The following is a 22,953-nucleotide window of genomic DNA, read 5'->3' on the forward strand; positions in this document are numbered from 1 at the left end:
CAAATGCCGCCCGGGGCGGGCGGCAGCTCCATCGTCAGCCCATATGGCTGGCCACGCTGATCAACAGGGTGACGGCCAGCCACAGCAGCGCCGAACGCCATACCAGGCCGACCGCGCTTTTCAGGAAACTGGGATCGGCATCGTCGCCCAGGCCCAGCTCCGGCCGGTATTTCACCGAATAGTCCTGCCGCAGCGGGTCGCCCAGCTTCACGCCCAACGCGCCGGCGGCAGACGCCAGCAGGATGCCGTTGGCGTAGTTGCCCCAAGTCCTGGCTTGCGAACGCCAGCAATAGATCGCGTCTTCAAAGTCGCCCATGATGGCGAAAGCCGCCGCCGTCAGCCGGACGGGAATCCAGTCCAGCCAGGCCGCCGCGCGCGCGGCGAACACGCCGAACGGGTCTTCCGCGGCATTGCGGCTGCCCCACTTCTGGTTCAGCATCGAACACAGGCGGAACAACAACGCTCCCGACGGCCCCGGCAGCACCACGAACCAGAACATGGTGCCGAACACATGGCGGTAGCTGTCCAGCACGCCTTGCTCGATCGCCAGCCGCGAGATCTCCTCTACCGACAGCTCCGCCGTCGGCAGGCCGGTCCAGTTGGACAGCGCCACTCTCGCATCCAGATCCCGGCCCTCGGCCAATGCTTGCGATATCTCGGAAAATGCGCTGGAGAAATGGCGGAAGCCCATGGTCAGATACAGCACCAGCACATTGAGCGCCAGCGCCAGCAGCGGGCTCGCGGCTTTCAGCGAATAGAACAGCAACAGGCTGAGCAGCAGCACCGGCACGATGGCGACCAGCCAGGCCAGCACGCCATGGCGCTCGGCGCCGGCATTCAGGTTGCGCTCAAGATGGTTAGCGTAGCGGGTGAACAACAACCACACCCGGTTGCGATTGCCGAGCGGTCGCAGTTGCTCCAAAGCCAGAGCGAGAATCAGGGAAATCAGGGTCATGGTTTCTGGATGTGATTTTCACGGGACCGCTGGGGAAGATACCATAAAGGCGCTCGCCCCGCCCACCGAAGTGATGCCGGCGCGCCGCCAAAATGGCGAAAGGCGCCCGATGGGCGCCCTTGCGGACTGTTTGAGCGGCCGGATCAAGCCGAACCCAGCAGGCGGCGGCCTGTCACCACCTCCGGCTGGTTGCCGCCGCGGTCATAGCCCAGCGTGGACGCCGCGGCAGTGCGCAGCACCAGCAACGACTCCTCCACCATGGCCAGCCGCTCGCTGACGAAACTGCCGTTCAGCTGATTGATGCTTTGCGCCCGGTTGACCGCGTCCTCAAGACTGGTCCAGGCCTCGCAGGCCGGAGGCTTGTCCGCCAGCCAGATATACAGCGTGTCGCGGTCCTGCACGCCCAGCGTGGTCATCAGCCGGCCGCGGACGGAGGACTGCCGCGCCAGTTCGTCGAGCACGGCGCTCTTGTTGTCGGCCAGCGCCTCCAGCTTGTGCTCCTCGCCCTGTATCAGCAGGGCCTGCTCCTGCTCCAGCAAAACGACAAGCCGGGACACGAGGTCGGCCTCGTCCCGGCAAAGCTGTGCGAACTCATCAATGACAGACATATCCCTGCTTCTTTGCGCTGCTTGTCCACTTCCGGCTCAGGCTCAACCCTGCAACAGCTCCTGGGCCGATGAAATCAGGCCGTCGGCGATCTTGTCCGGATTGATGCTGAAGCTGCCATTGGCGATGGCCGACTTGATCGATTCGACCTTGGCCGCATCGAAGGCCGGCTGCTGGCTGGGATCATTGCCGATGGCGCTCAGACGGCTGGCGACGGAATTGATCTGCACGCTGTCGCTGCTGCTGCCTTGGCTGCTGGTCGAACTGGACGGCGCACGGGCAGTGGTCTTGCTCTGGGTGCTGTAGGTTCCCGACAGCTTGCCCGAATTGTCGATCTTCATGGCCTGGCCTTCCCGTAGCTAATCTCAACTGATCCTATTATCGACCGAAAAAACAATCTCTTGAACTATTTTCTCATCAAAAAATCACGGCCACGCTGCCATCGGCCTGCACGGTGCCCCGCACCACCCTGCCGCTGCTCAATCTGACCATCACCTGCTCGCCCTGGGCGGCGTTGCCCATCGCCATGCCCTCGGCTTCGGCGGAAAAGCCGTCGCCCTGCGCCAGCACCTTCACCTGCTGGTTGCTGCGCACCAGATACGGCGCGCGCACCATGAAAGTGCGCAGCCACGCGCCCGCCGGCGCGCCGGTCCGCAACACCTGGCCGACCGCCAGGTTGAGATCGTCCAGCACATTGCTCGCCAGCGCGGGGTTGGCGATATCCACCAACCGGACGTCGGCGGCGCCTATCGTCTCGCCGGCGGCCATCGGCCGGCTCAGCGCCACGCCCATCCGCTTTTCATTGATGCTGACCGGAATCCGCAGCGACCAGCCCAGATCCGGGCAGGACACCGCGACGAAAGTCGCTCCGGTGGTGACGCCCGGCGTCGCCCAATCCGCCTTGGGACGGCTGCAGGCGGGCAGCGCCAGCCTCCTGTCCAACTGTCCCAGCCGCCAGGTGGCGGCGCGCAACTCCAGCTCATGCTTGAGAAACTGATCGGCCAGCCGCTCCAGCTGGACCAGGTTCTGGATGCCGTCGGCACAGGCCGGCATGGCCGCCAACAAGCCGCAAAACCACAAAATTGATCTTCGCATCCCTGCATTTTAGCGCAAGGCGAGCCAATGCAGCGATGGCGATTGACAAGCGCCGGCAAGATTCGAATAATCGTTTGAATAGAGCTTAGACTCTTGACACTAAATAATACGCAAACATAAATCGTTCGCCCGAGGAGAAACACAATGCGTAGTCGCTTGACCGCTCTCGCCCTGGCCACCGCCCTTGCCCTGCCGGCCGCAGCCAACGCTTACAGCAACATCTATTACTTTGGGGACAGCCTGTCCGATGTCGGCGCCTTCGGCGGCCAATCCGGCCTGCCCGCCGGCGCCCGCTGGACCACCGGCTACGGTCCCAACTGGACCAATGTGCTGAGCGGCCATTTCGGCCTGCAATCAGTCGCCAACAACCCGCTCAACGCCACTACCAGCAGCAGCGGCAACAACTATGCCCAGGGCGGCGCCGTCGCCCAAACCTACCAGGCCATCACCCAGTATCCCAACACCTCCGGCAGCAGCGGCTCTGTCGAGCAATACGGCCCGGGCGGCACCCTGCTGATCCAGGAACTGCCGCAACAGACCGCGGCCTATCTCGCCAGCACCGGCGGCAAGGCTGATCCGAACGCCGTTTATTCGGTCTGGATCGGCGGCAACGACGTGATCGCCGCGCTTGGCACGGCCTCCAGCACCAGCGGCCAGCAACTGCTCGGCGCTTCGGCCCAGTACACCGCCGCCAGCGTGCAGGCCTTGGTCAAGGCCGGCGCCAAAAACGTCATCGTGCCCAACCTTCCCAATATGGGCGCCGCGCCGCTGGCGATTTACGCTTCGCTGACCGCAGTCCAGCAAACCGTCAACGCGCAGGTTCCAGGCCTCGTCACCACCACCGCGGTCAACAACGCCTGGGTAGCGGCCTGGCAAGTCATCAGCGCGCAGAATGTCGGCCCCAGCAATTCCGCCGCCGTCATCCAGGCCGCGCTGACCGCCGCCAACACCTCGCTCTCCACCGCCACCGGCGGCGCGGTGCCGGCCGGCAGCGTGGCCACCGCCTACAATGGCAACGGCACGGCTGCCAACCCCGGCGTCCAGCCCAGCCTGCAGCAATTGGCCGCCGGCTACAACCAGCTCACCGACATGACGCTGTCCGGCGCCGGCGTGCAGCACAATATCGTTCGCCCGAATATCTCGCTGCTGTTCCAGGAAATCCTGGCCAACCCCGGTCAATACGGCTTCACCAATACCATCGGCTCCGCCTGCGCCACCTCCGCCATCCAGTGCGCGGCCAATACGCTGCCTGGCCAAAGCTACGTCTTCACCGACCAGCTGCACCCCACTCCGGCGGCCCAGCAAATCATCGGCGACTACGTCTACGGCCTGCTTCAAGCGCCTTACTACGCCGCGGCGCTGCCTGACTCCGCCTTGAACAACGCCCGCCAGCTGGGCGGCGCGCTGGACAGCCGCTACCAGGCCATCCGCTCGCAAAAACGCGCGGTCGGCACCGTCAGCGCCTTTGTCGACGGCGCCTTCAACGACGACAAGATCGGCTACAACAACCTGGCCGCCAAACCGAAGGGCCAGCTGTACACGCTGGGCCTCGACTACCAGGCCAGCCCGGCGCTGAGCATAGGCGTGGCGATGTCGCGCCAGCAGGGCAAGACCGACATCTCCAGCACAGGCACCCCGGGCAGCGTGGACGACCGCACCACGCTGATGTCCGGCCTGGTCAGCTACAACCAGGACAAGTTCTGGATCGACGGCGACGTTCACATCGGCTCCGGCGATCTGGACACCAGCCGCGCCGTCACCCTGGGGCCGACCCAGGTGCAGATCAACGGCAGCACCCGCCAGACCCAGTACGGCCTGCGCATCGGCGGCGGCTACCGGCTGCAGTACGGCAACTTCACCACCGGCCCGGTGGCCGGCCTCGACTACGCCCACGTCAAGGTGGCCGGCTTCGCCGAGCAAGGCGGCAGCAGCAGCATGGCCTTCGGCGGCCAGAACGCCAGCTCGCTGGTGGGACGCGTCGGCTGGCAGCTTGACGCCGACGTCGGCAAGTTCAGCCCCTACGCCAAGGTGAGCTTCGCCCACGAGTTCCAGCAAGACGACCGCAACATCACCGCCGGCCTCACCAGCACGCTGGGCGACTGGACCACCAACATCGGCAAGGCGGACGCCAACTGGATGGAGTGGACCGCCGGCGTCAGCGCCAACTTCAGCAAAACCGTCACCGCCTACGGCCAGTTCTCGGTCACCAGCGGCAGGAGCGGCGGCAATCAGACCGGCGGCAACCTCGGCGTGGCCGTGTCGTTCTGATCGTTGCAGCCATAACGAAACAGGCTCCCGAGGGAGCCTGTTTTTTTGCCTGAACGGCGCGGAGCGGATCAGCCCAGCGCCTTCTCCATCAACGCCTTCACCTGGCCGGCATCCGCTGGCAAGGTCACTACCCGCTGCGGCAGCGACTCCAGACGCTCGAAGCCCGCCGGACGCGGCGGTTCGCGGTCCAGCGCCTCGCGTATGGTTTCGGCGAACTTGGCCGGCAGCGCGGTTTCCAGGCACACCACGGTTTCGCCTTCGCGGCGCAGTTCGCGCGCCACCTTGATGCCGTCGGCGGTATGGGTGTCCACCACCACGCCATCGTCGGCGTCCACCAGGCGGATGGTGGCGATGCGGTCGGCATGCGCGCTTTTGCCGGAGACGAAGCCGAACGCGTCGCGCACCTGGCGCATGGTTTCTCCATCCAGCTGGAAACCGCCGCCCGCGTCCACCTCGGCCCACAATTGCTTCACCTTCGCCCCGTCGCGGCCGACCAGGTCGAACACGAAACGCTCGAAGTTGGATGCCTTGGAAATGTCCATCGACGGGCTGGAGGTGACGTAGGTGCGCTCGCTGCCGCGCGGCGCGTAGCGGCCGCTCTTGAAGAACTCATCCAGCACGTCGTTTTCATTGGTGGCGACGATCAGTCGCTCCACCGGCAGGCCCATCTGCCGCGCCACGTGGCCGGCGCAGACATTGCCGAAATTGCCGGACGGCACGCAGAAGCTTACGGTTTCGTCATTGCTGGCCGTCGCGCGGAAATAGCCGTGGAAGTAGTACACCACCTGGGCGACGACGCGGGCCCAGTTGATCGAGTTGACGGTGCCGATCTTGTGCCGCGCTTTGAAAACGTGGTCGTTCTGCACCGCCTTCACTATGTCCTGGCAGTCGTCGAACATGCCCTGGATGGCGATGTTGTGGATGTTCTCGTCCTGCAGGCTGTACATCTGCGCGCGCTGGAAAGCGCTCATCTTGCCGTCCGGGCTCAGCATGAACACATTGATGCCGCGCTTGCCGCGCATCGCGTATTCGGCGGCGGAGCCGGTGTCGCCGGAAGTGGCGCCCAGAATGTTCAGCTTCTCGCCGCGCTTCTCCAGCACATATTCGAACAGCTGGCCGAGGAACTGCATCGCCATGTCCTTGAACGCCAGCGTCGGGCCATTGGACAGCTCCAGGATGGCCAGGCCGTCATGCAGGCGCTTGAGCGGCGCGATGGCTTCGCTGCCGAAGGTCTCGGCCCGGTAGGCGCGCGAAACGATGCCTTTCAGATCATCCGCCGGAATGTCGTCGGCGAACAGGCGGATGATCTCGAACGCCAGCTCGGCGTAGCCCAGCTGCCGCCAGGCGTCCAGCGTGGCGCGGTCTATCCGGGGATAGCGCTCCGGCAGCAGCAGGCCGCCGTCCGGCGCCAGGCCCATCAGCACGGTTTCGCAAAACGGCAGCGGCGCCATGCCGCCGCGGGTACTGACATATTTCATTGCTGTGGTTCCAGGTATTGGCCGCAGGCGGCGGAGGCTTCCTTCAGGCGCTGCTTGCCGCGCGGATCGTCTTTCTTGATCTGGCCGGTCACCACGCCCATCACCTCTTCCGCGGTGAAAGTGCTGGCCAGCTTCTCGCTGGCGCACTGGCAGTAGCGCTGCACCTGCTCGTTGCCGGGCAGGCCGACGCCGTCGGACGCCGGCGTGCGCTTGACGCAGCCGCGCATCAAGAAGCCCTGCAGCAGCTGGTGCTGGCCGGGGCTGAGCGGCGTGGCCGCCGCGAAACCGGTGAAGAGCGCGGCGCACAGGCCGGCTTGCCAATGCCTAGTCATTCAATTCTTCCATGCGCAGTCGCACCACCTTGCCGGCCACGCTGTCCAGCGCTTCGATGCCGGCGATGGCATGGTTGATCGCCTTCTCCTGCACCCGGTGGGTGAGGATCACCACTTCGGCGGTGCCGTCGGACACCGAGCCTTTCTGGATCAGCGCTTCGATCGAGATGCCGTTCTCGGCCAACAGCCGGGTGATGCTGGCCAGCACGCCGGCGCGGTCTATCGCGCCGATGCGCAGATAGTAGGAGCTGGTGACCTCGGAGATCGGCAGAATCGGCAAGTCCTGCAACTGGTCCGGCTGGAAGGCCAGGTGCGGCACCCGGTGTTCCGGATCGGAGGTCAGCAGGCGGGTGACGTCGACGATGTCGGCCACCACCGCGGAGGCCGTGGGCAAAGCCCCGGCGCCGGCGCCGTAGTACAAGGTCGGCCCCAACGCGTCGCCTTTGACCAGCACCGCGTTCATCACGCCGTTGACATTGGCGATCAGCCGGCCTTCCGGGATCAGCGTCGGGTGCACGCGCAACTCCACGCCGCTGTCGGTGCGGCGAGTCAGGCCCAGCAGCTTGACGCGGTAGCCCAGTTCCTCGGCGTAGCGGATGTCGCGGCCGTCCAGCTGGCTGATGCCTTCCAGATAGCACTGGTCGAACTGCATCGGAATGCCGAAGGCCAGCGCCGCCATGATGGTCAGCTTGTGGCCGGCGTCATGGCCCTCGATGTCGAAAGTGGGGTCCGCCTCGGCATAACCCAGCTTCTGCGCTTCGGCCAGCACGTCGGCGAAGCTGGCGCCCTTGTCGCGCATCTCGGTCAGGATGAAATTGGAGGTGCCGTTGATGATGCCGGCGATCCACTCGATGCGGTTGGCCGCCAGGCCTTCGCGCAGGGTCTTGATGATGGGGATGCCGCCGGCCACCGCCGCTTCGAACGCCACCATCACGCCCTTTTCCTGCGCGCGGGCGAAGATCTCGGTGCCGTGCAGCGCCAGCAGCTTTTTGTTGGCGGTGACCACGTGCTTGCCGTTCTCGATCGCCTTCAGCACCAGCTCCTTGGCGATGGTGTCGCCGCCGATCAGCTCCACCACGATGTCGACGTCCGGGTTGTCGACGATCCGCCGCGCGTCGTCCACCAGCGCCACCTCCGGTCCCAGCACGGCGCGCGCCTTGGCCAGGTCGCGGCTGGCAGCCTGGATCAGGCGAATCTCGCGGCCGGCGCGGCGGGTAATCTCGCCGGCGTTGCGCTTCAGCACGGTGGCGGTGCCGCCGCCGACGGTGCCGACGCCCAGCAGGCCGATATGGATCGGTTTCATAAATCTGTCTCCGTTCAGTCCCTTGATTTTTTATTCAGGCCAAAGGCCGTCTGGACAGGCGCGTCCTGTCCGGGCGGTCCTCGGGCGGCGGGAATCTGTCCCGCCGCCGCTGCCGGCGCTTAGTCGGCGCTGCCGTGACGCTTGCGGTAGTTCTCCAGGAAACGGGCGATGCGGCCGATGGCCTCCACCAGATCATCCGTATTAGGAAGGAATACCACGCGGAAGTGATCCGGCGCAATCCAGTTGAAGCCGCTGCCCTGCACCAGCAGCACCTTTTCCTGCTGCAGCAATTCCAGGATGAATTGCTGGTCGTCGCCCACCGGATAGATCTTGGGATCGAGCTTGGGGAACAGGTAAAGCGCGCCCTGCGGCTTGACGCAGGACACGCCCGGAATATCGGTCAGCAGCTTGTAGGCCAGGTCGCGCTGGCGCGCCAGCCGGCCGCCCGGCGCCACCAGGTCGTCTATGCTCTGGTAGCCGCCCAGCGCGGTCTGGATCGCGTACTGCGCCGGCACGTTGGCGCACAGCCGCATCGAGGCCAGCATGTTCAGGCCTTCGATGTAGTCCTTGGCGTGCTTCTTCTCGCCGGACAGCACCATCCAGCCGGCGCGGTAGCCGCAGGCGCGGTAATTCTTCGACAGCCCGTTGAAGGTGACAACGAACAAGTCCGGCGCCAGCGAGCCTATCGAGGTGTGGCTGGCGGCGTCGTACAGCACCTTGTCATAGATTTCGTCGGCGTAGATGATCAGCTGATGCTGGCGCGCCACCTCGACGATCTGCTGCAGCAGCGCCGGCGGGTACACCGCGCCGGTCGGGTTGTTGGGATTGATGATGACGATGGCACGGGTCGACGGCGTGATCTTGGCCTGGATGTCGGCGATACTGGGGAACCAGCCCTGCTCCTCGTCGCACAGGTAGTGCACGGCCTTGCCGCCGGCCAGCCCCACCGCGGCGGTCCACAGCGGGTAGTCCGGCGCGGGCACCAGCACTTCGTCGCCATTGTCCAGCAGCGCCTGCATCGCCATCACGATCAGCTCGGACACGCCGTTGCCGACGATGATGTCGTCCATCGCCACATTGGGCAGATGCTTCTGCTGCGCGTAATGCATGATGGCCTTGCGCGCCGCGAACAGGCCCTTGGAATCGGAATAGCCCGACGCCGCCGGCAGATTGACGATCACGTCCTCGATGATCTCGTCCGGGGCGAAGAAGCCGAACGGCGCCGGATTGCCGATGTTCAGCTTGATGATGCGGTGGCCTTCGTCCTCCATCCTCTTGGCGTGCTCGAGCACCGGGCCGCGGATGTCGTAACAGACGTTGGCGAGTTTCTGCGATTTGTGGACTGGCTGCATGGCGGCGACGGCTTCCGTTTCAGGCCGCCCGCCGGATGGGACGGCATGCTTGTGGCGGTGTGGTTGCTGTTTCATGGGATCTCTGTATTCCGCCCGGCGGCTAAAGCCACATTCAGGGCGTGGTCGCTTGAGCCCCGGGTCTGGGTATAATCCTATCCCAATCTTTGGTGCACTGCACGAGCGCCGCCCGATGCGCCGCGCGGTGGCCGCCAACCACTGCCAAGGGAGCCATTCCGATGAAAATGCACCAGTCGCTGGGACAGGGCAAAAACCTGTTCACCGGCTACGGCGACGGCCACGTGCTGATCAATGCCCAGCGCCACGACGGCAACCTGATCGTCAGCGCCGACGAGGTGGCCGCCTGGGCCGCGCCGGACTTTTCCGGCCTCGCCGCCGCGCACTTCGACGCATTGCTGGCCTACCAGCCGGAAGTGGTGCTGTTCGGCTCCGGCGAAAGCCAGCGCTTCGTCCACCCGCGGCTGTACGCGGCGCTGACCGAGGCCGGCATCGGCGTGGAATGCATGGACACCCAGGCCGCCTGCCGCACCTTCAACATCCTGCTGGCCGAAGACCGCCGCGTGGTCGCCGCGCTGCTGGCGATCTAAACCGCTTCCCCTACCCGCCGCGCCGGCTCGCGGTGGTAGGCCAGCACCACGGCGGCGGCGGCCAGCGCCACCAGCGCCAGCAACGCGAACAGCGCCGCCTGGCTCCAGGCCAGGCCGATCAGCACCCCGCCCAGCCACGGCCCCAGCACCGAACCGATGCGGCCGATGCCCAGGCTCCAGCCTACGCCGGTGGCGCGCAGGCTGGTCGGATAAGCGCTGGCCGCCAGCGCGTTCACCGCCGGCTGCGCGCCTATGATGCAGAAGCCGGCGCCGAACAGCAGCATATGCAGCCACAGCGCCTCGCCTTGCGCCCTGCCCAACAGCCATAAGCCCAGCGCGGCCAACAGAAAGCAAGGCGGCAGCGCGCGGCGAAACCCGGCCCGGTCTATCCAATAGCCGAAGGCCAGCGTGCCTATCACCCCGCCCAGTTGCAGCATGCTGCCCGCCAGCAAGGCATGGCGCATGTCCAGCCCCTGCGCGCGCAACAGCGACGGCATCCAGTTGGACAGGAAATACAGCACGATCAGATTGAGGAAGCTCAGCAGCCACAACAGCAGCGTGCGCCGGGCCAAGCCGTTGCGGAACAGCTCGGCCACCGGATTGCTGCGGGCCGGCCGCTCCGCCAGCCATGGCCGAATACCCGCCGGCAGCGACGGCTCCATCCTGCGCAACCAGGCCTCGGCCTGACCGGTCCGATCGCGCAGCAGCAGAAATTTGGCCGACTCCGGCAAGCCGCGCCACATCGGCAGCCACAGCAGCAGCGGCGCGACGCCGCCGACGATGAACACCGAGCGCCAACCGTGCGCGGGAATCAGCCAGGCCGCCAGCAAGCCGCCCAGCAAGGCGCCGGCGGTGAAGCCGCAGGAAATGAGCATCATCAGGCTGGCGCGCCGCCGCGCCGGGCTGTACTCGCCGGCCAGCGCCATCGCGTTGGGCATGATGCCGCCCAGTCCCACCCCGGTGACAAAGCGCAGCGCAATCAGCTGCGGCAGATTGGCGGCACCCGCGGTCAGCAGCATGCCGGCGGAAAACAGCAGCGCGCAGCCCAGCAGCACCGGGCGGCGGCCAATGCGGTCGGCCAAGGCGCCGAACAGCAAGGCGCCCAGCATCAAGCCAAGCAAGCCGGCGCCGAACACCGGCCCCAGCGCCGATTTGGCGATGCCCCAGTCCTCCAGCAGCGCGGGCGCGACATAACCCATCGCCTGCACATCGAAACCGTCCAGGATCATGCACAGCCCGCACAAAACCAACAGCCGGTACTGAAACCCGCCCAGCGGCCGCTCGTCCAGCCACTTGCCCAACTCCATCTCCATGCCCGTCCCTTCAATATGCGAATGTCAAAGCAGCATCGAAGAAAGGCGAGGATGGGTCAAGTTGCGGCGCAGCACACATTCAAGCGGATGCTATCCATGCATGAATGACAAAGCAATGGCCACGCCATCGCAAATCATCAGTTGCATCCGCTGCGCGGATAATATTTTAGGTGGCGGTTCCGCCCGCCAAACAGGCCAGGGGCTGTGCGGCCAGCCCTGTCGCTGAGCGAATCGAAGATTCGCACGCAGAGGCGATCCCAGGCCGCCCCTCAGCCCGCGAACCCCGGCAAAAAATGCCTGGCCAGGAGCCGCCGAAACTACATGCGTGCGCATCTTTGATTCGCTCAGCGGTACGCGCTAACGTCGCGCGGCGTCGAACAAATCGGCGGCTTCAAACCTGGCCAGACGCTTTTTTGCCGGCGCGTGCCGAAGGGGGTATGGTCGCCGATCAGCCATCTACCCGAACGCCAAAACCGGCAAACGTCCGCTGCTTTGTCGCCAAAGAAAATGCCGCTCGCCAAATAGGCAAACGGCATCGATGCAGACGGGCTCCGCCCCCCTCCTCGGATCAGCCTCAGTGCAGCTTCAACGCCGGCCGCGCCGCGCGCCGCAGCTTGTCGCCGATGAACAGCAGGATCGCCAGCGCCCAGCCGTGCACCGCCGCCTGGTGCATCCGGTACAGCGACGCGTAGATCAGCTTCGCGCCGCGGCCTTCCACGTGGTAGTCGCGCTTCGGCCCCACCACCGCCGCCAGGCTGCCCACCGCGGTGTGCTTGCCCAGCGACACCATCATGCCCTGCGGCTTGAAGACAAACGGCCGCGCCGGCTTGTCGTCCAGCCTGCGCGCCAATTCGTCGGCCAGATAGCGCGCCTGCTGGTGCGCCACCTGGGCGGTGGCGGCCAGCATGCGGCCGCTGTCGCCGTCCGGCGCCGCCGCGCAGTCTCCCATCGCGTATACGCAGTCGCCGCCGGCGCAGTGCAGCCGGGTATCCACCACCAGCTGGTTGACGCGGTTGGTCTCCAGGCCGTCCAGGCCGGCCAGCCAGCCCGGAGCTTTCACCCCGGCCGCCCACACCGTGATGTCGGCGTCCACCTTGCGGCCGTCTGCCAGCGCCACGCCGTCCGCCTCCACCGCCGCCACCCGGCTGTTGGTCAGCACCTGGATGCGCTTGCCGGCCAACTGCTCCTCGGCGTAAGCCGACAGCGTCGCCGGCGCGGCGGCCAGGATGCGCTCCGCGCCTTCGATCACGCTGATCCTCACCCGCTCCGGCTGCAGCCGCGCGCCGTAGTGGTGCAATTCGCACATGGTGTGGTTCAGCTCGGCCGCCAGCTCCACGCCGGTGGCGCCGCCGCCGACGATGGCGATGGACAGCGCGCGCGCCGGCGCATCGCCGCTGCTGGCGCGGAAAGCCTGCTCCAACACGCGGTGGCGCAGCTTTTCGGCGTCGTTGGGCGTGTTCAGGAACATCGCGTGCTCGGCCACGCCCGGGGTGCCGAAATCGTTGGCCTCGGCGCCGACGGCGATCACCAGCCAGTCATAGCTTATCTCGCGCTCCGGGCTTAGCTGTTGGCCGTCGCTGCCCGGTATCGCCGCCAGGCGGATGCTGCGGCGCGCCTGGTCCAGCCCCTGCATATAGCCGAACTCGAAGTCGTAGCCGTTGCGGTAGCCGTGGGCGAAGTAGTTGACCTCGTCCTCGCCGGTGTTCAGCGCGCCGGTGGCCACTTCGTGCAGCAGCGGTTTCCAGATATGGGTGGGCGAGCCATCCACCAGCACGACCTGCGCGCGGTGGCGGGCGCCCAGCGTGCGGCCCAGCCGGGTGGCCAGCTCCAGCCCCCCGGCCCCGCCGCCGACGATGACGATGCGCGGCAGCGCCGCGTTTCGGCTTAGCATAAGCAACTCCTTATTAGTGGTATTTTTTTGCCAAGGTTACCGCATTTTCCCCATCGCCAGACGCCAGCCGCGATAATTAGCGCGTCGCCATGGCAGTATCGTGCCGATCCATCGCCCGCGCGCCGCCGCGGCCAAAGAAAAAGCCGCCCATTCGGCGCGGAATGGACGGCTTGTTCACGGTCGGCATGGCAGGTTTACCACAACACCTTGGCCAGCAATCCCGCCAGCAAAATGGCGATCAGCATCAGCAGGAAATTCTGCCGCTTCTGTTCGCGCATCAGCTGGATGTAGCCCTCCACCAACAGCTCGGTCTTGGCCGAACCCAGCGCCTCATTCAACTTGCGCGGCAGCGTCGGCAGCGTGGTCGCCCATTGCGGCGCTTCATTCTTCAGCGTGCGCAGCAGGCCGCGCCAACCCACCTGTTCGTTCATCCACTTGGTGAGGAAGGGCTTGGCGGTGTCCCACAAGTCCAGCTCCGGATCCAGCTGGCGGCCCAGGCCTTCGATGTTCAGCAGCGTCTTTTGCAGCAGCACCAGCTGCGGCTGGATTTCCACATTGAAGCGGCGGCTGGTCTCGAACAGGCGCAGCAGCACCATGCCGAACGAAATCTGGCTCAGCGGCTTTTCAAAGATCGGTTCGCACACGGTGCGCACCGCCGCTTCCAGCTCTTCGGCGCGGGTATCCTTCGGCACCCAGCCCGATTCGATGTGGGCGGTGGCGACGCGGTGGTAGTCGCGGTTGAAGAAGGCCAGGAAGTTGACCGCCAAATAATGTTTGTCGGTGTCGGTCAGGCTGCCGACGATGCCGAAATCCAGCGCGATGTAGCGGCCATCCGGCGCGACGAAGATATTGCCCGGGTGCATGTCGGCGTGGAAGAAGCCGTGGCGGAACACCTGGGTGAAGAAGATCTCCACGCCGAAGCGGGACAGCTTCTGCAGATCCACGCCGGCCTCGCGCAACCGCTCCACCTGCCCCACCGGGATGCCGTGCATCCACTCCAGCGTCAGCACGTCGCGGCTGGAGTAGTCATAAAACACTTCCGGCACGATCAGCTGCTGCGAGCCCTTGAAATTGCGCCGCAGCTGCGAAGCGTTGGCCGCCTCGTGCATCATGTCCAGCTCGTCGTGCAGGTATTTGTCGAATTCGGCCACCACTTCGCGCGGCTTCAAACGCTTGCCGTCGGAGAACAGCTTCTCCACCCAGCCGGCCAGCGTGCGCATCAAGGACAGATCCTGCTCGATCACCGGCAGGATGCCCGGCCGCAGCACCTTGACCGCCACTTCGCGGCCGCGGCTGCCATCGGGCTGGCGCAGCCAGGCCTTGTGCACCTGGGCGACCGAGGCGCTGGCCACCGGCTTGAGGTCGAAATCGACGAACAGCTCCTCCACCTTGCGCCCCAGGCTGTTTTCCACCACCTGGCGGGCGATGTCGCCGTCGAACGGCGGCACCCGGTCCTGCAGCCGCGCCAGTTCGTCGGCGTACTCCGGCGGCAGCAGGTCGCGCCGGGTGGACAGCACCTGGCCGAACTTGACGAAGATCGGCCCCAGGCTCTCCAGCGCCAAGCGCACCCGCTCGGGCAGCGGGGCGCGGATGTCGCGGCCCACCGGGCACAACGCGAACAAGCGGTGCAAAAAGGCCAGTTTGGAATGGCCCTCGAGGAAATCGTCCAGACCGTAGCGGTACAGGGTGGCAACTATCTTCAGCGAACGCGATATCGACATAAAGTCCGTCAGGTCGGGGTATTCGGTTTATTGAGCGCGGCCTCCAGCCGCGCCAGCCGCTTATCCAGCCGGCCGGCGTCGTCGCGCAGATGGTCCACTTCGGACACGAAGCGCTGCACCAGGCGGCGGCTGGCCAGCACCGGCGCTTCCTCGCGCAGGTGTTCCACCCAGTTTTCCGCCAGGCGGAAAGCCAGCTGGCCCTTGACGCCGAACAGGCCGCGCGCCAGGGTTTCCATCCGCTGCGCCGCCACGTCGCCGAACAGGCGCGACAGGTCTTCGCCCGCATGCCAATGCAACTGGCCGACGATGCGGCCCAGCGCGGCGGCCAGCTCGGCGTCGCCCTCCAGCGCGATGTCGGACAGTTGCGGCGGCTGCCCGCTCAGCTGCGACAGCACCGCGCCGTGGCGCAGCTTCAGCCTAGCCTCCGGCTCGCCCTCGCAGGCGGCCAGCCAGCCTTCGTCGGTAATCACCCCGGCCACATGCAAGGGCGGCAGCGCGATGGCCACGCGGCGGCCGGCATGGGCGGCCAGCTCGGCGCGCCGCGCCGGATGCTGGTTTAAAAGATGATTGAAGGCAGCGATGGTCAGTGCCATGGGTATCCTCCCGCTAAACCCGCCAGCGCCAATGCCAGGGCTCATACAGATAGCCGCAGGCATTGCCGCGCGGATAGCTCAGGTGAAAGCCGAAAGCCGCGGCGCGGCGGCTCAGCCAGGCGAAGGCGGCGGTGGTTTCGAACGCTTCTTCCAGCGGCGGCGATCCCGGCGCGCCGATATCGACGGCGCAGCCGGTATGGTGCTCGCTGAAACCCGGCGCGGCGCTGGCTTGCAGGATATCGTCCAAACTCAAGCCGCGCGCCAGCTTGGCGGCGACGATTTCATGCTGCCGCGCCACGCTGCGGAAAGCGGACAGCAGAAACATCTCCACGCCATCCTCAGCCGCCGCGCGTCGCATCGCCGTCCAAGCTTGCGCCGCCGCGGGCGTGAGGTGAAACTCGCGCCCCTCGGCATTGGTTTCCGCCAGCGCCAGCTCCGCCGGCTCGGGATGCGTCTCCAGCCCCCGCGCCAGCAAGCTGGCGGGATCTATCCCCAGTTCAGCCAGACGCGCCGCCAGCTCGGCCTGCATCAGAACTTGAAGCCCTTGTGCAGCGCCACCACGCCGCCGGTCAGATTATGGTAGTCGGCCTTGCCGAAGCCGGCGTCCAGCATCATCTGTTTCAGCGTTTCCTGATCCGGGTGCATGCGGATGGATTCGGCCAGGTACTGGTAGCTGTCGGCGTCGTTCGCCACCAGCTTGCCCATGATGGGCAGCGCCTTGAACGAGTAGAAATCATAGATCGGCGACAGCGGCTTCCACACCTTGGAGAACTCCAGCACGAACAGCTTGCCGCCCGGCTTCAGCACCCGGCACATTTCCTGCAGCGCCGCATCCTTGTGGGTCATGTTGCGCAGGCCGAAGGCCACCGACACCGCGTCGAAGTAATTGTCGGGGAAGGGCAGCTTCTCGGCGTCGGCCAGCGATACCGGCAGGATCACGCCTTCGTCCAGCAGGCGGTCGCGGCCCACGGTCAGCATCGAGCTGTTGATGTCGGTCAGCCACACTTCGCCGGTCTTGCCGACGCGCTTGGCCCAGCCGCGCGCCAAATCGCCGGTGCCGCCGGCGATGTCCAGCACCTTGTCGCCGGCGCGCACGCCGGAGGTGGTCAGCGTGAAATGCTTCCACACCCGGTGCAGGCCGCCCGACATCAGATCGTTCATCACATCGTACTTGCCAGCCACCGAATGGAAGACTTCGGCCACTTTGCCGGCCTTCTCGCTTTCATCGACGGTCTTGAAACCGAAATGCGTGGTCTTGTCCATGCTCACTCCCTGCTCGCGCCGGCGGCGGCGAGCTTGTCCAGATATTCCTGCCAGTACTGGTCGCGCTTGGCGCCCAGTTCGTATAGATAAGTCCAGCTGTAGAGGCCGCTGTCGTGGCCATCGTCGAAGGTGATCTTCAGCGCGTAGTGGCCGACCGGCTCCAGCGCCGTGATGCCGACCTGCCTCTTGCCGGTCTGCAGCGTTTCCTGGCCGACGCCGTGGCCGCGCACTTCCGCCGACGGCGAATGGACGCGCAGGTATTCGCAGGGCAATTCGAAACGGGCGCCGTCGTCGAAGGCGATTTCCAGCATCTTCGACACTTGGTGCAGCTGGATTTCCACCGGCTGGGCGGCTTGGGGGGCGACTCCGGACATGGTCTTGCTTTCTATGGGTTCTGCCGCGGCGCCAGGCGCCGCGCTTTGCATACAAGGAAACCTTAGCCCTTTTTCTCCAGCAGCATGGCGTCGCCGTAGCTGAAGAAACGGTACTCCTTCTCCACCGCGTGGCGGTAAGCCTGGAAAATTTCGTCGTAGCCGGCGAAGGCCGACACCAGCATCAGCAGCGTCGATTTCGGCAGGTGGAAATTGGTCAGCAGGCGGTCCACCACGCGGAAGCGGTAGCCCGGCGTGATGAAAATGTCGGTCTCGCCGCGGCCGGCGGCCAGTTCGCCGCCGCGCGCCGCCGATTCCAGCGCGCGCACGCTGGTGGTGCCCACCGCCACCACGCGGTTGCCGCGGGCGCGGACGCGGGCGATGGCGTCCACCGTCGCTTGCGGGATCTCATAGATCTCGCTGTGCATCTTGTGCTCGGCCACGTTCTCCACCTTCACCGGCAAGAAGGTGCCGGCGCCGACGTGCAGCGTGACGAAGGCGGTTTCCACGCCCTGCGCCCGCAGCTGCTCCAACAGCGCGTCGGTGAAGTGCAGGCCGGCGGTCGGCGCCGCCACCGCGCCCTGTTCCCGGGCGTAAACGGTCTGGTAGCGCTCGTCGTCGTCGCCCTCGGCGCTGCGTTCTATATAAGGCGGCAGCGGCAACTTGCCGGAAGCCTCCAGGATGTCGAACAGCTTGTCCTCGGCCAGGAAGCGCAGCTTGAACAGCGAGCCCTGGCGCTCCAGCATTTCGGCCTCCCAGCGGCCGGCGAAGATCAGCCGGCTGCCCGGCTTAGGCGATTTGGACGAACGCACGTGCGCCAGCGCGGTGTGGTCGTCCAGCACGCGCTCGATCAGCGCTTCTATCTTGCCGCCGCTGGCTTTTTCGCCGAACAGGCGGGCGCGGATCACGCGGGTATCGTTGAATACCAACAGGTCGCCGGCCTGCAGTTTGGTCGGCAGATCGGCGAAGGTCTGGTCGGACAGGTTCATGCCGTCCACGTGCAGCAGGCGGCTGGCGCCGCGCACCGCGGGCGGATGCTGGGCAATCAATGCCTCAGGCAGGTGATAATCGAAGTCGGAGAGCTGCATACGGAAACAATCAATCAGAATCGGCAAATTATACCCGCGCCCACCTTCCCGGCACAGTGCCGCGCATCACATCGCCGACGCACACAGCTTGACCCATGCCGATATTCCATTTACATATTGCAAACATGCCACACCGATTTTCCCCTTAAAATCTAATGCTTTCACTCTAAAACCAGTTCTCGGCCGTTGTCCGCCTCGCTTAAACAGCCGTTTTAAATTCCGCAAATGCTGGACATTTTGCGGCGAATTGCGGCAAACTCGCGGCCAAGATGAAAAACAGGAGTCAGGCTTTGAGCCGATCCATCCTTGTGCTGCACGGCCCTAACCTCAATCTGCTCGGGGTGCGGGAACCTCAACACTATGGCCGGGACACCCTTGACGACATCAACCAGCGCTTGGCCAAACAGGCCAAGGCCGCCGGTTTTTCCCTGTCGGCGCTGCAAAGCAATGCCGAACATGTATTGATAGAACGCATACACCAATGTCTGGATGACGGCACCGCCTTCATCCTGATCAACCCGGCGGCGTTCACCCACACCAGCGTCGCGCTGCGAGACGCGCTGGCCGGGGTCAAGCTGCCGTTCATTGAAGTACATCTATCCAACGTTCACGCCCGCGAACCGTTCCGCCAGCATTCCTATTTTTCCGACCTGGCGGTCGGCGTCATCTGCGGGCTGGGCGCCCACGGTTACGAGCTGGCGCTTGCGCACGCCGTACGGCATCTTGCCGCGCAAGCCTGACCACCGTTACAGAACATCCCATTCGAAGGATTGACAATGGACCTGCGTAAACTGAAAAAACTGATCGACCTGGTCGAAGAGTCCGGCATCGCCGAACTGGAAGTGACCGAGGGCGAGGAAAAAGTCCGCATCACCCGCGTATCCGCCAGCCAACAGCAGGTTTACGCGCAGCCGATGCCCCAGATGTACGCCGCCCCGGCCGCCGCGGCTCCCGCCGCCGCCGCCGCAACCGATGCCGCCCCGGCCGCGGCTCCCGCCGCCGCCAGCGACAAGAACGCGATGAAGTCGCCGATGGTCGGCACCTTCTACCGCTCGCCTAGCCCGGGCTCCAAGTCCTTCGTCGAAGTGGGCCAGAGCGTCAACGCCGGCGACACTCTGTGCATCATCGAAGCGATGAAGCTGATGAACGAGATCGAAGCCGACCGCTCCGGCGTGGTGAAAGCCATCCTGGTGGAAGACGGCCAGCCGGTGGAATACGGCGAACCGCTGTTCGTCATCGAGTAAAACCCTCGGACGACATCGCGAGATTCAGGGCACGGCCAAGGTCTGTGCCCTTGTCGTTTGACGTGACAGCAACGGCTCCCCGGGCAAGCGTCCGGCTGGGGCCAGATCGCGGAGAAATTCCATGTTCGAAAAAATTCTGATCGCCAACCGTGGTGAAATCGCGTTGCGCATCCAGCGCGCCTGCCGTGAAATGGGCATCAAGACCGTGGTCGTGCACTCCGAGGCCGACCGCGAAGCCAAATACGTGAAGCTGGCAGACGAATCCGTCTGCATCGGCCCCGCGCCCAGCGGCAAGAGCTATCTGAACGTGCCGGCGCTGATCGCCGCGGCGGAGGTGACCGACGCCCAGGCCATCCACCCCGGCTACGGCTTCCTGTCGGAAAACGCCGACTTCGCCGAGCGCGTCGAGCAATCGGGCTTCGTGTTCATCGGCCCGCGCGCGGAAACCATCCGCGCCATGGGCGACAAGGTGTCGGCCAAGCACGCGATGATTGAAGCCGGCGTGCCCTGCGTGCCCGGCTCCGACGGCGCGCTGCCGGACGATCCGGCTGAAATTTCCAAGATCGCCAAGAAGATCGGCTACCCGGTGATCATCAAGGCCTCCGGCGGCGGCGGCGGACGCGGCATGCGCGTGGTCCACTCCGAAGGCGCGCTGATCAACTCGGTGCAGATGACCCGCACCGAAGCCGGCGCCGCGTTCGGCAACCCCACCGTATACATGGAAAAGTTCCTGCAGGAACCGCGCCACATCGAAATCCAGATTCTGGCCGACGAATACGGCAACGCCATCTATCTGGGCGAGCGCGACTGCTCGATGCAGCGCCGCCACCAGAAGATCATCGAAGAAGCGCCGGCCCCGGGCATCACCGACAAGCAGCGCGAGAAGATCGGCGAAGCTTGCGCCGAAGCCTGCCGCCGCATCGGCTATCGCGGCGCCGGCACTTTCGAATTCCTGTTCGAAAACGGCGAGTTCTACTTCATCGAGATGAACACCCGCGTGCAGGTGGAGCATCCGGTAACCGAAATGATCACCGGCGTCGACATCGTCCAGGAACAGATCCGCATCGCCGCTGGCGAAAAACTGCGCTATAAGCAAAAAGACATCGTTTTGCACGGCCACGCGATGGAATGCCGGATCAATGCAGAGGACCCGTTCACCTTCGTGCCCTCCCCGGGCAAGATCGAGAGCTACCACCCGGCCGGCGGCCCCGGCATCCGCATCGATTCGCACATCTACCAGGGCTACACCGTGCCCTCGCACTACGATTCGATGGTGGGCAAGCTGATCGCCTACGGCGACACCCGCGAGCAGGCGATGGCGCGGATGCGCGTGGCGCTGTCGGAAATGGCGATTTCCGGCATCAAGACCAATATCCCGCTGCACCAGGAGCTGTTCCTCGATGCGGCCTTCCAGCGCGGCGGCACCAGCATCCATTATCTGGAGCACCGCCTGCAGCAGAAAAAAGGGGAAGCCTGATGGCCTGGTTGCAAGCCACCATTGATTCCGACTCCGCCGTCGCGGAAAAGCTGGCCGACGCGCTGATGGACGCAGGCGCCTTGTCCACCGCGATTGAAGACGCCTGGGCCGGCACCGACCGCGAGCAGCCGATCTTCGGCGAGCCCGGCGAGCCGGTGGACCAATTGTGGAGCCAGAGCCGCATCATCACCCTGTTCGACGAAAACGCCGACGTCGCGCTGTTGATCGCCGCCGCCGCCAACGCCTGCCAGCTGGCGATGCCCGGCTACAGCGTGGAGCGCGTCGAAGAGCAGGACTGGGTGCGCCTGACGCAGTCGCAGTTCGAACCCATCCGCATCTCCGACCGGCTGTGGATCACCCCGACCTGGCACGACGCGCCGGCGCCCGACGCGGTCAATCTGCAGCTGGACCCGGGCCTCGCCTTCGGCACCGGCAGCCACCCCACCACGCGGCTGTGCCTGCAGTGGCTGGACAAGCAGCTGCAAGGCAATGAAAGCGTGCTCGACTACGGCTGCGGCTCCGGCATTCTGGCCATCGCCGCGCTGAAGCTGGGCGCGGCCTCCGCCGTCGGCATCGACATCGACGCCCAGGCGGTTCGCTCCAGCGCCGACAACGCCGCGCAAAACGGCGTCAAGGCCGATTTCTTCCTGCCGGACGCCAATCCGCAAGCCCAGTACGACGTGGTGCTGGCAAACATCCTGGCCAATCCGCTGCGCATGTTGGGCGAGCTGCTGTCTAGCCATGTCAAAACCGGTGGTAGAATCGTCCTTTCCGGCATCCTCGCCGAACAGGCCGACGAACTGTCCGCCATCTACAGCCAGTGGTTCGAGATGGACGCGCCGGTGTTCGACGAAGGATGGACTCGATTGACAGGAACCCGACGCGCCACGGTATGACATATACGACACAGTGCCCCAACTGCCAGACCCGTTTCAAGGTCAATGACAACCAGCTAGCCGCTGCCAACGGCCTGGTGCGGTGCGGGCGCTGTTCGCATGTGTTCAAGGCGCCGGATCATTTCGTCGTCACGCAGCCGGCTCCCGAGCCGGCTGTCGCCCAGCCGGCGCCCGCTCCGGAGCCGGCCGCCGAACGCGACCCCATCGACGACTTCGAGCTGGAAGTGCCGGATTTCGATCCGCAAGGCAATCATCCCGACATCGACATCCCCGCCGACAATCCGCTGATCGCCCCGCCGCCGTCCGCGATGCCGGCGGCCGAGCCTGAACCCGAAGCGGCGCCGCAGGCGGAAATGGAAGAATTCCAGCGCGCGCTGGCCGAGGCGATGCAAAACCGCCAGGCCACCGCGCCGATAGGCAACCCCTTCGACGATCCGCAGCCGATCGCCGCCGCCGAACCGGAAGTCTTCGGCCGCCGCCGCCGCGCGGAAGCGCTGCCGGAGCCGGAAAGCAAGCCGGCGCGCGCGCCTATCGAAGAAGAGCCGCTGTTCACCGACGCCGACGCCGAGGAAGAAGCGGAAGCCGCCAGCCACCAACCCGCCGGCCCCTGGCTCAACGGCGTGCTGGCGGTGCTGGCGGTGATCGGCATCCTGTTCCTCGCCGCGCAGCTGGTCTACATCAACCGCACCCGCATCGCCGCCGAAGTGCCGGAAATGCGGCCGGCGCTGGAAAGCATGTGCCGCGCGCTGGATTGCCAGGTGCCCTGGCCGACCGACATCGCGCTGATCCGCACCGAATGGTCCGAGCTCGCCTTCGTGCCGGACTACCCCAACCTGATCCAGTTGTCGGCCACGCTGAAAAACCACGCCCAGTACGCGCAAGCCTTCCCGATGCTGGAGGTGACGCTGAAGGACAGCGACGACCAGGTGCTGATCCGCAAAGTGTTCGCGCCCAAGGAATATCTGAAGCCGGACGATCTGAAGCTGGGACGCTTCAACCCCAACAGCGAGGCGAAGATCACCATGCGGCTGGATGCCGGCAAGGTGCATGCGATGGGTTACAGCCTGTACTGGTTCTATCCCTGACAGCGGCGCCTCCCGGC

23 protein-coding genes are annotated in these 22,953 nt (G+C 65.4%); 7 read left to right on the plus strand and 16 right to left on the minus strand.

Going from position 1 to position 22,953, the window contains the following annotated elements:
- Positions 1-34: 34 nt before the first annotated feature.
- The 4 genes from MY55_RS15365 to flgA all read right to left on the minus strand — a co-directional run bounded on the left by MY55_RS15365 (position 35) and on the right by flgA (position 2,656).
- Positions 35-955: a CobD/CbiB family protein gene (locus MY55_RS15365; RefSeq protein WP_043580375.1), complete on the minus strand. Its 921-nt coding sequence runs from the start codon at positions 953-955 to the stop codon at positions 35-37.
- Between the two features lie 143 nt (positions 956-1,098).
- Positions 1,099-1,563 (minus strand): flagella synthesis protein FlgN, encoded by a 465-nt coding sequence (locus MY55_RS15370; protein ID WP_043580373.1) that lies wholly within the window; start codon positions 1,561-1,563, stop codon positions 1,099-1,101.
- 42 nt (positions 1,564-1,605) lie between these two features.
- A complete protein-coding gene (flgM, locus tag MY55_RS15375) occupies positions 1,606-1,902 on the minus strand; it encodes a flagellar biosynthesis anti-sigma factor FlgM (RefSeq protein ID WP_043580371.1) in 297 nt (98 codons plus the stop codon).
- Between the two features lie 76 nt (positions 1,903-1,978).
- Complete coding sequence (flgA, locus tag MY55_RS15380; RefSeq protein ID WP_236686476.1) at positions 1,979-2,656, minus strand: flagellar basal body P-ring formation chaperone FlgA; 678 nt, start codon at positions 2,654-2,656, stop codon at positions 1,979-1,981.
- Positions 2,657-2,800: 144 nt separating this feature from the next.
- Here flgA and MY55_RS15385 point away from each other — a divergent pair, with 144 nt between their 5' ends.
- The gene (locus MY55_RS15385; protein WP_081284707.1) at positions 2,801-4,924 is read left to right on the plus strand and encodes an autotransporter outer membrane beta-barrel domain-containing protein; all 2,124 of its coding nucleotides are present in this window, start codon (positions 2,801-2,803) and stop codon (positions 4,922-4,924) included.
- A gap of 68 nt (positions 4,925-4,992) precedes the next feature.
- Here MY55_RS15385 and thrC read toward each other — a convergent pair whose 3' ends face one another.
- The 4 genes from thrC to MY55_RS15405 all read right to left on the minus strand — a co-directional run bounded on the left by thrC (position 4,993) and on the right by MY55_RS15405 (position 9,389).
- Positions 4,993-6,402 (minus strand): threonine synthase, encoded by a 1,410-nt coding sequence (thrC, locus tag MY55_RS15390; RefSeq protein WP_047236275.1) that lies wholly within the window; start codon positions 6,400-6,402, stop codon positions 4,993-4,995.
- Complete coding sequence (locus MY55_RS15395; RefSeq protein WP_043580365.1) at positions 6,399-6,734, minus strand: hypothetical protein; 336 nt, start codon at positions 6,732-6,734, stop codon at positions 6,399-6,401. The genes thrC and MY55_RS15395 overlap by 4 nt, the downstream gene beginning before the upstream one ends.
- The gene (locus MY55_RS15400) at positions 6,727-8,037 is read right to left on the minus strand and encodes a homoserine dehydrogenase (RefSeq protein WP_065202635.1); all 1,311 of its coding nucleotides are present in this window, start codon (positions 8,035-8,037) and stop codon (positions 6,727-6,729) included. Before MY55_RS15400 ends, MY55_RS15395 begins: the two co-directional genes overlap by 8 nt.
- A 119-nt stretch (positions 8,038-8,156) precedes the next feature.
- Positions 8,157-9,389 (minus strand): pyridoxal phosphate-dependent aminotransferase, encoded by a 1,233-nt coding sequence (locus tag MY55_RS15405; protein WP_043580360.1) that lies wholly within the window; start codon positions 9,387-9,389, stop codon positions 8,157-8,159.
- 236 nt (positions 9,390-9,625) lie between these two features.
- Here MY55_RS15405 and MY55_RS15410 point away from each other — a divergent pair, with 236 nt between their 5' ends.
- Positions 9,626-9,994 carry an Mth938-like domain-containing protein gene (locus MY55_RS15410; RefSeq protein WP_043580357.1) on the plus strand — a complete coding sequence of 123 codons (369 nt, stop codon included), beginning with the start codon at positions 9,626-9,628 and terminating at the stop codon, positions 9,992-9,994.
- On the opposite strand, the gene MY55_RS15415 is transcribed toward MY55_RS15410, so the two are convergent.
- The 8 genes from MY55_RS15415 to queA form a co-directional block, all read right to left on the minus strand.
- Positions 9,991-11,307 carry an MFS transporter gene (locus MY55_RS15415; protein ID WP_230623444.1) on the minus strand — a complete coding sequence of 439 codons (1,317 nt, stop codon included), beginning with the start codon at positions 11,305-11,307 and terminating at the stop codon, positions 9,991-9,993. The genes MY55_RS15410 and MY55_RS15415 overlap by 4 nt on opposite strands.
- Before the next feature lie 574 nt (positions 11,308-11,881).
- Positions 11,882-13,198, minus strand: coding sequence for an NAD(P)/FAD-dependent oxidoreductase (locus MY55_RS15420; RefSeq protein ID WP_043580355.1), 1,317 nt, complete (start codon positions 13,196-13,198; stop codon positions 11,882-11,884).
- A 194-nt stretch (positions 13,199-13,392) separates the two neighbouring features.
- Positions 13,393-14,919, minus strand: a complete 1,527-nt coding sequence (gene ubiB, locus MY55_RS15425) for a ubiquinone biosynthesis regulatory protein kinase UbiB (RefSeq protein ID WP_043580353.1) — start codon at positions 14,917-14,919, stop codon at positions 13,393-13,395.
- Between the two features lie 8 nt (positions 14,920-14,927).
- Entirely contained in the window at positions 14,928-15,512 is a 585-nt protein-coding gene (locus MY55_RS15430) for a ubiquinone biosynthesis accessory factor UbiJ (protein ID WP_065202636.1), read from the minus strand.
- Between the two features lie 13 nt (positions 15,513-15,525).
- The gene (locus tag MY55_RS15435) at positions 15,526-16,041 is read right to left on the minus strand and encodes a M15 family metallopeptidase (RefSeq protein ID WP_065202637.1); all 516 of its coding nucleotides are present in this window, start codon (positions 16,039-16,041) and stop codon (positions 15,526-15,528) included.
- Positions 16,041-16,775: a bifunctional demethylmenaquinone methyltransferase/2-methoxy-6-polyprenyl-1,4-benzoquinol methylase UbiE gene (gene ubiE / locus MY55_RS15440; protein WP_047238895.1), complete on the minus strand. Its 735-nt coding sequence runs from the start codon at positions 16,773-16,775 to the stop codon at positions 16,041-16,043. Before ubiE ends, MY55_RS15435 begins: the two co-directional genes overlap by 1 nt.
- 2 nt (positions 16,776-16,777) lie before the next feature.
- Positions 16,778-17,149: a gamma-butyrobetaine hydroxylase family protein gene (locus tag MY55_RS15445; protein WP_047243540.1), complete on the minus strand. Its 372-nt coding sequence runs from the start codon at positions 17,147-17,149 to the stop codon at positions 16,778-16,780.
- Between the two features lie 62 nt (positions 17,150-17,211).
- A complete protein-coding gene (gene queA, locus MY55_RS15450) occupies positions 17,212-18,234 on the minus strand; it encodes a tRNA preQ1(34) S-adenosylmethionine ribosyltransferase-isomerase QueA (RefSeq protein ID WP_043580346.1) in 1,023 nt (340 codons plus the stop codon).
- Between the two features lie 269 nt (positions 18,235-18,503).
- On the opposite strand from queA, the gene aroQ reads away from it, so the two are divergent.
- From aroQ to MY55_RS15475, 5 genes are all read left to right on the plus strand, one after another.
- On the plus strand, positions 18,504-18,974 hold the full coding sequence (gene aroQ, locus MY55_RS15455) for a type II 3-dehydroquinate dehydratase (protein WP_174459585.1): 471 nt from the start codon (positions 18,504-18,506) through the stop codon (positions 18,972-18,974).
- Positions 18,975-19,010: 36 nt separating this feature from the next.
- Positions 19,011-19,478, plus strand: coding sequence for an acetyl-CoA carboxylase biotin carboxyl carrier protein (gene accB, locus MY55_RS15460; RefSeq protein WP_043580341.1), 468 nt, complete (start codon positions 19,011-19,013; stop codon positions 19,476-19,478).
- A 121-nt stretch (positions 19,479-19,599) separates the two neighbouring features.
- Positions 19,600-20,955 (plus strand): acetyl-CoA carboxylase biotin carboxylase subunit, encoded by a 1,356-nt coding sequence (accC, locus tag MY55_RS15465; protein ID WP_043580339.1) that lies wholly within the window; start codon positions 19,600-19,602, stop codon positions 20,953-20,955.
- Positions 20,955-21,851, plus strand: a complete 897-nt coding sequence (prmA, locus tag MY55_RS15470; protein ID WP_043580337.1) for a 50S ribosomal protein L11 methyltransferase — start codon at positions 20,955-20,957, stop codon at positions 21,849-21,851. The genes accC and prmA overlap by 1 nt, the downstream gene beginning before the upstream one ends.
- A complete protein-coding gene (locus MY55_RS15475; protein WP_043580335.1) occupies positions 21,848-22,936 on the plus strand; it encodes a DUF3426 domain-containing protein in 1,089 nt (362 codons plus the stop codon). Before prmA ends, MY55_RS15475 begins: the two co-directional genes overlap by 4 nt.
- Positions 22,937-22,953: the final 17 nt, after the last annotated feature.

The organism is Chromobacterium subtsugae (genome assembly GCF_001676875.1).
GTDB classification, from domain to species: domain Bacteria; phylum Pseudomonadota; class Gammaproteobacteria; order Burkholderiales; family Chromobacteriaceae; genus Chromobacterium; species Chromobacterium subtsugae.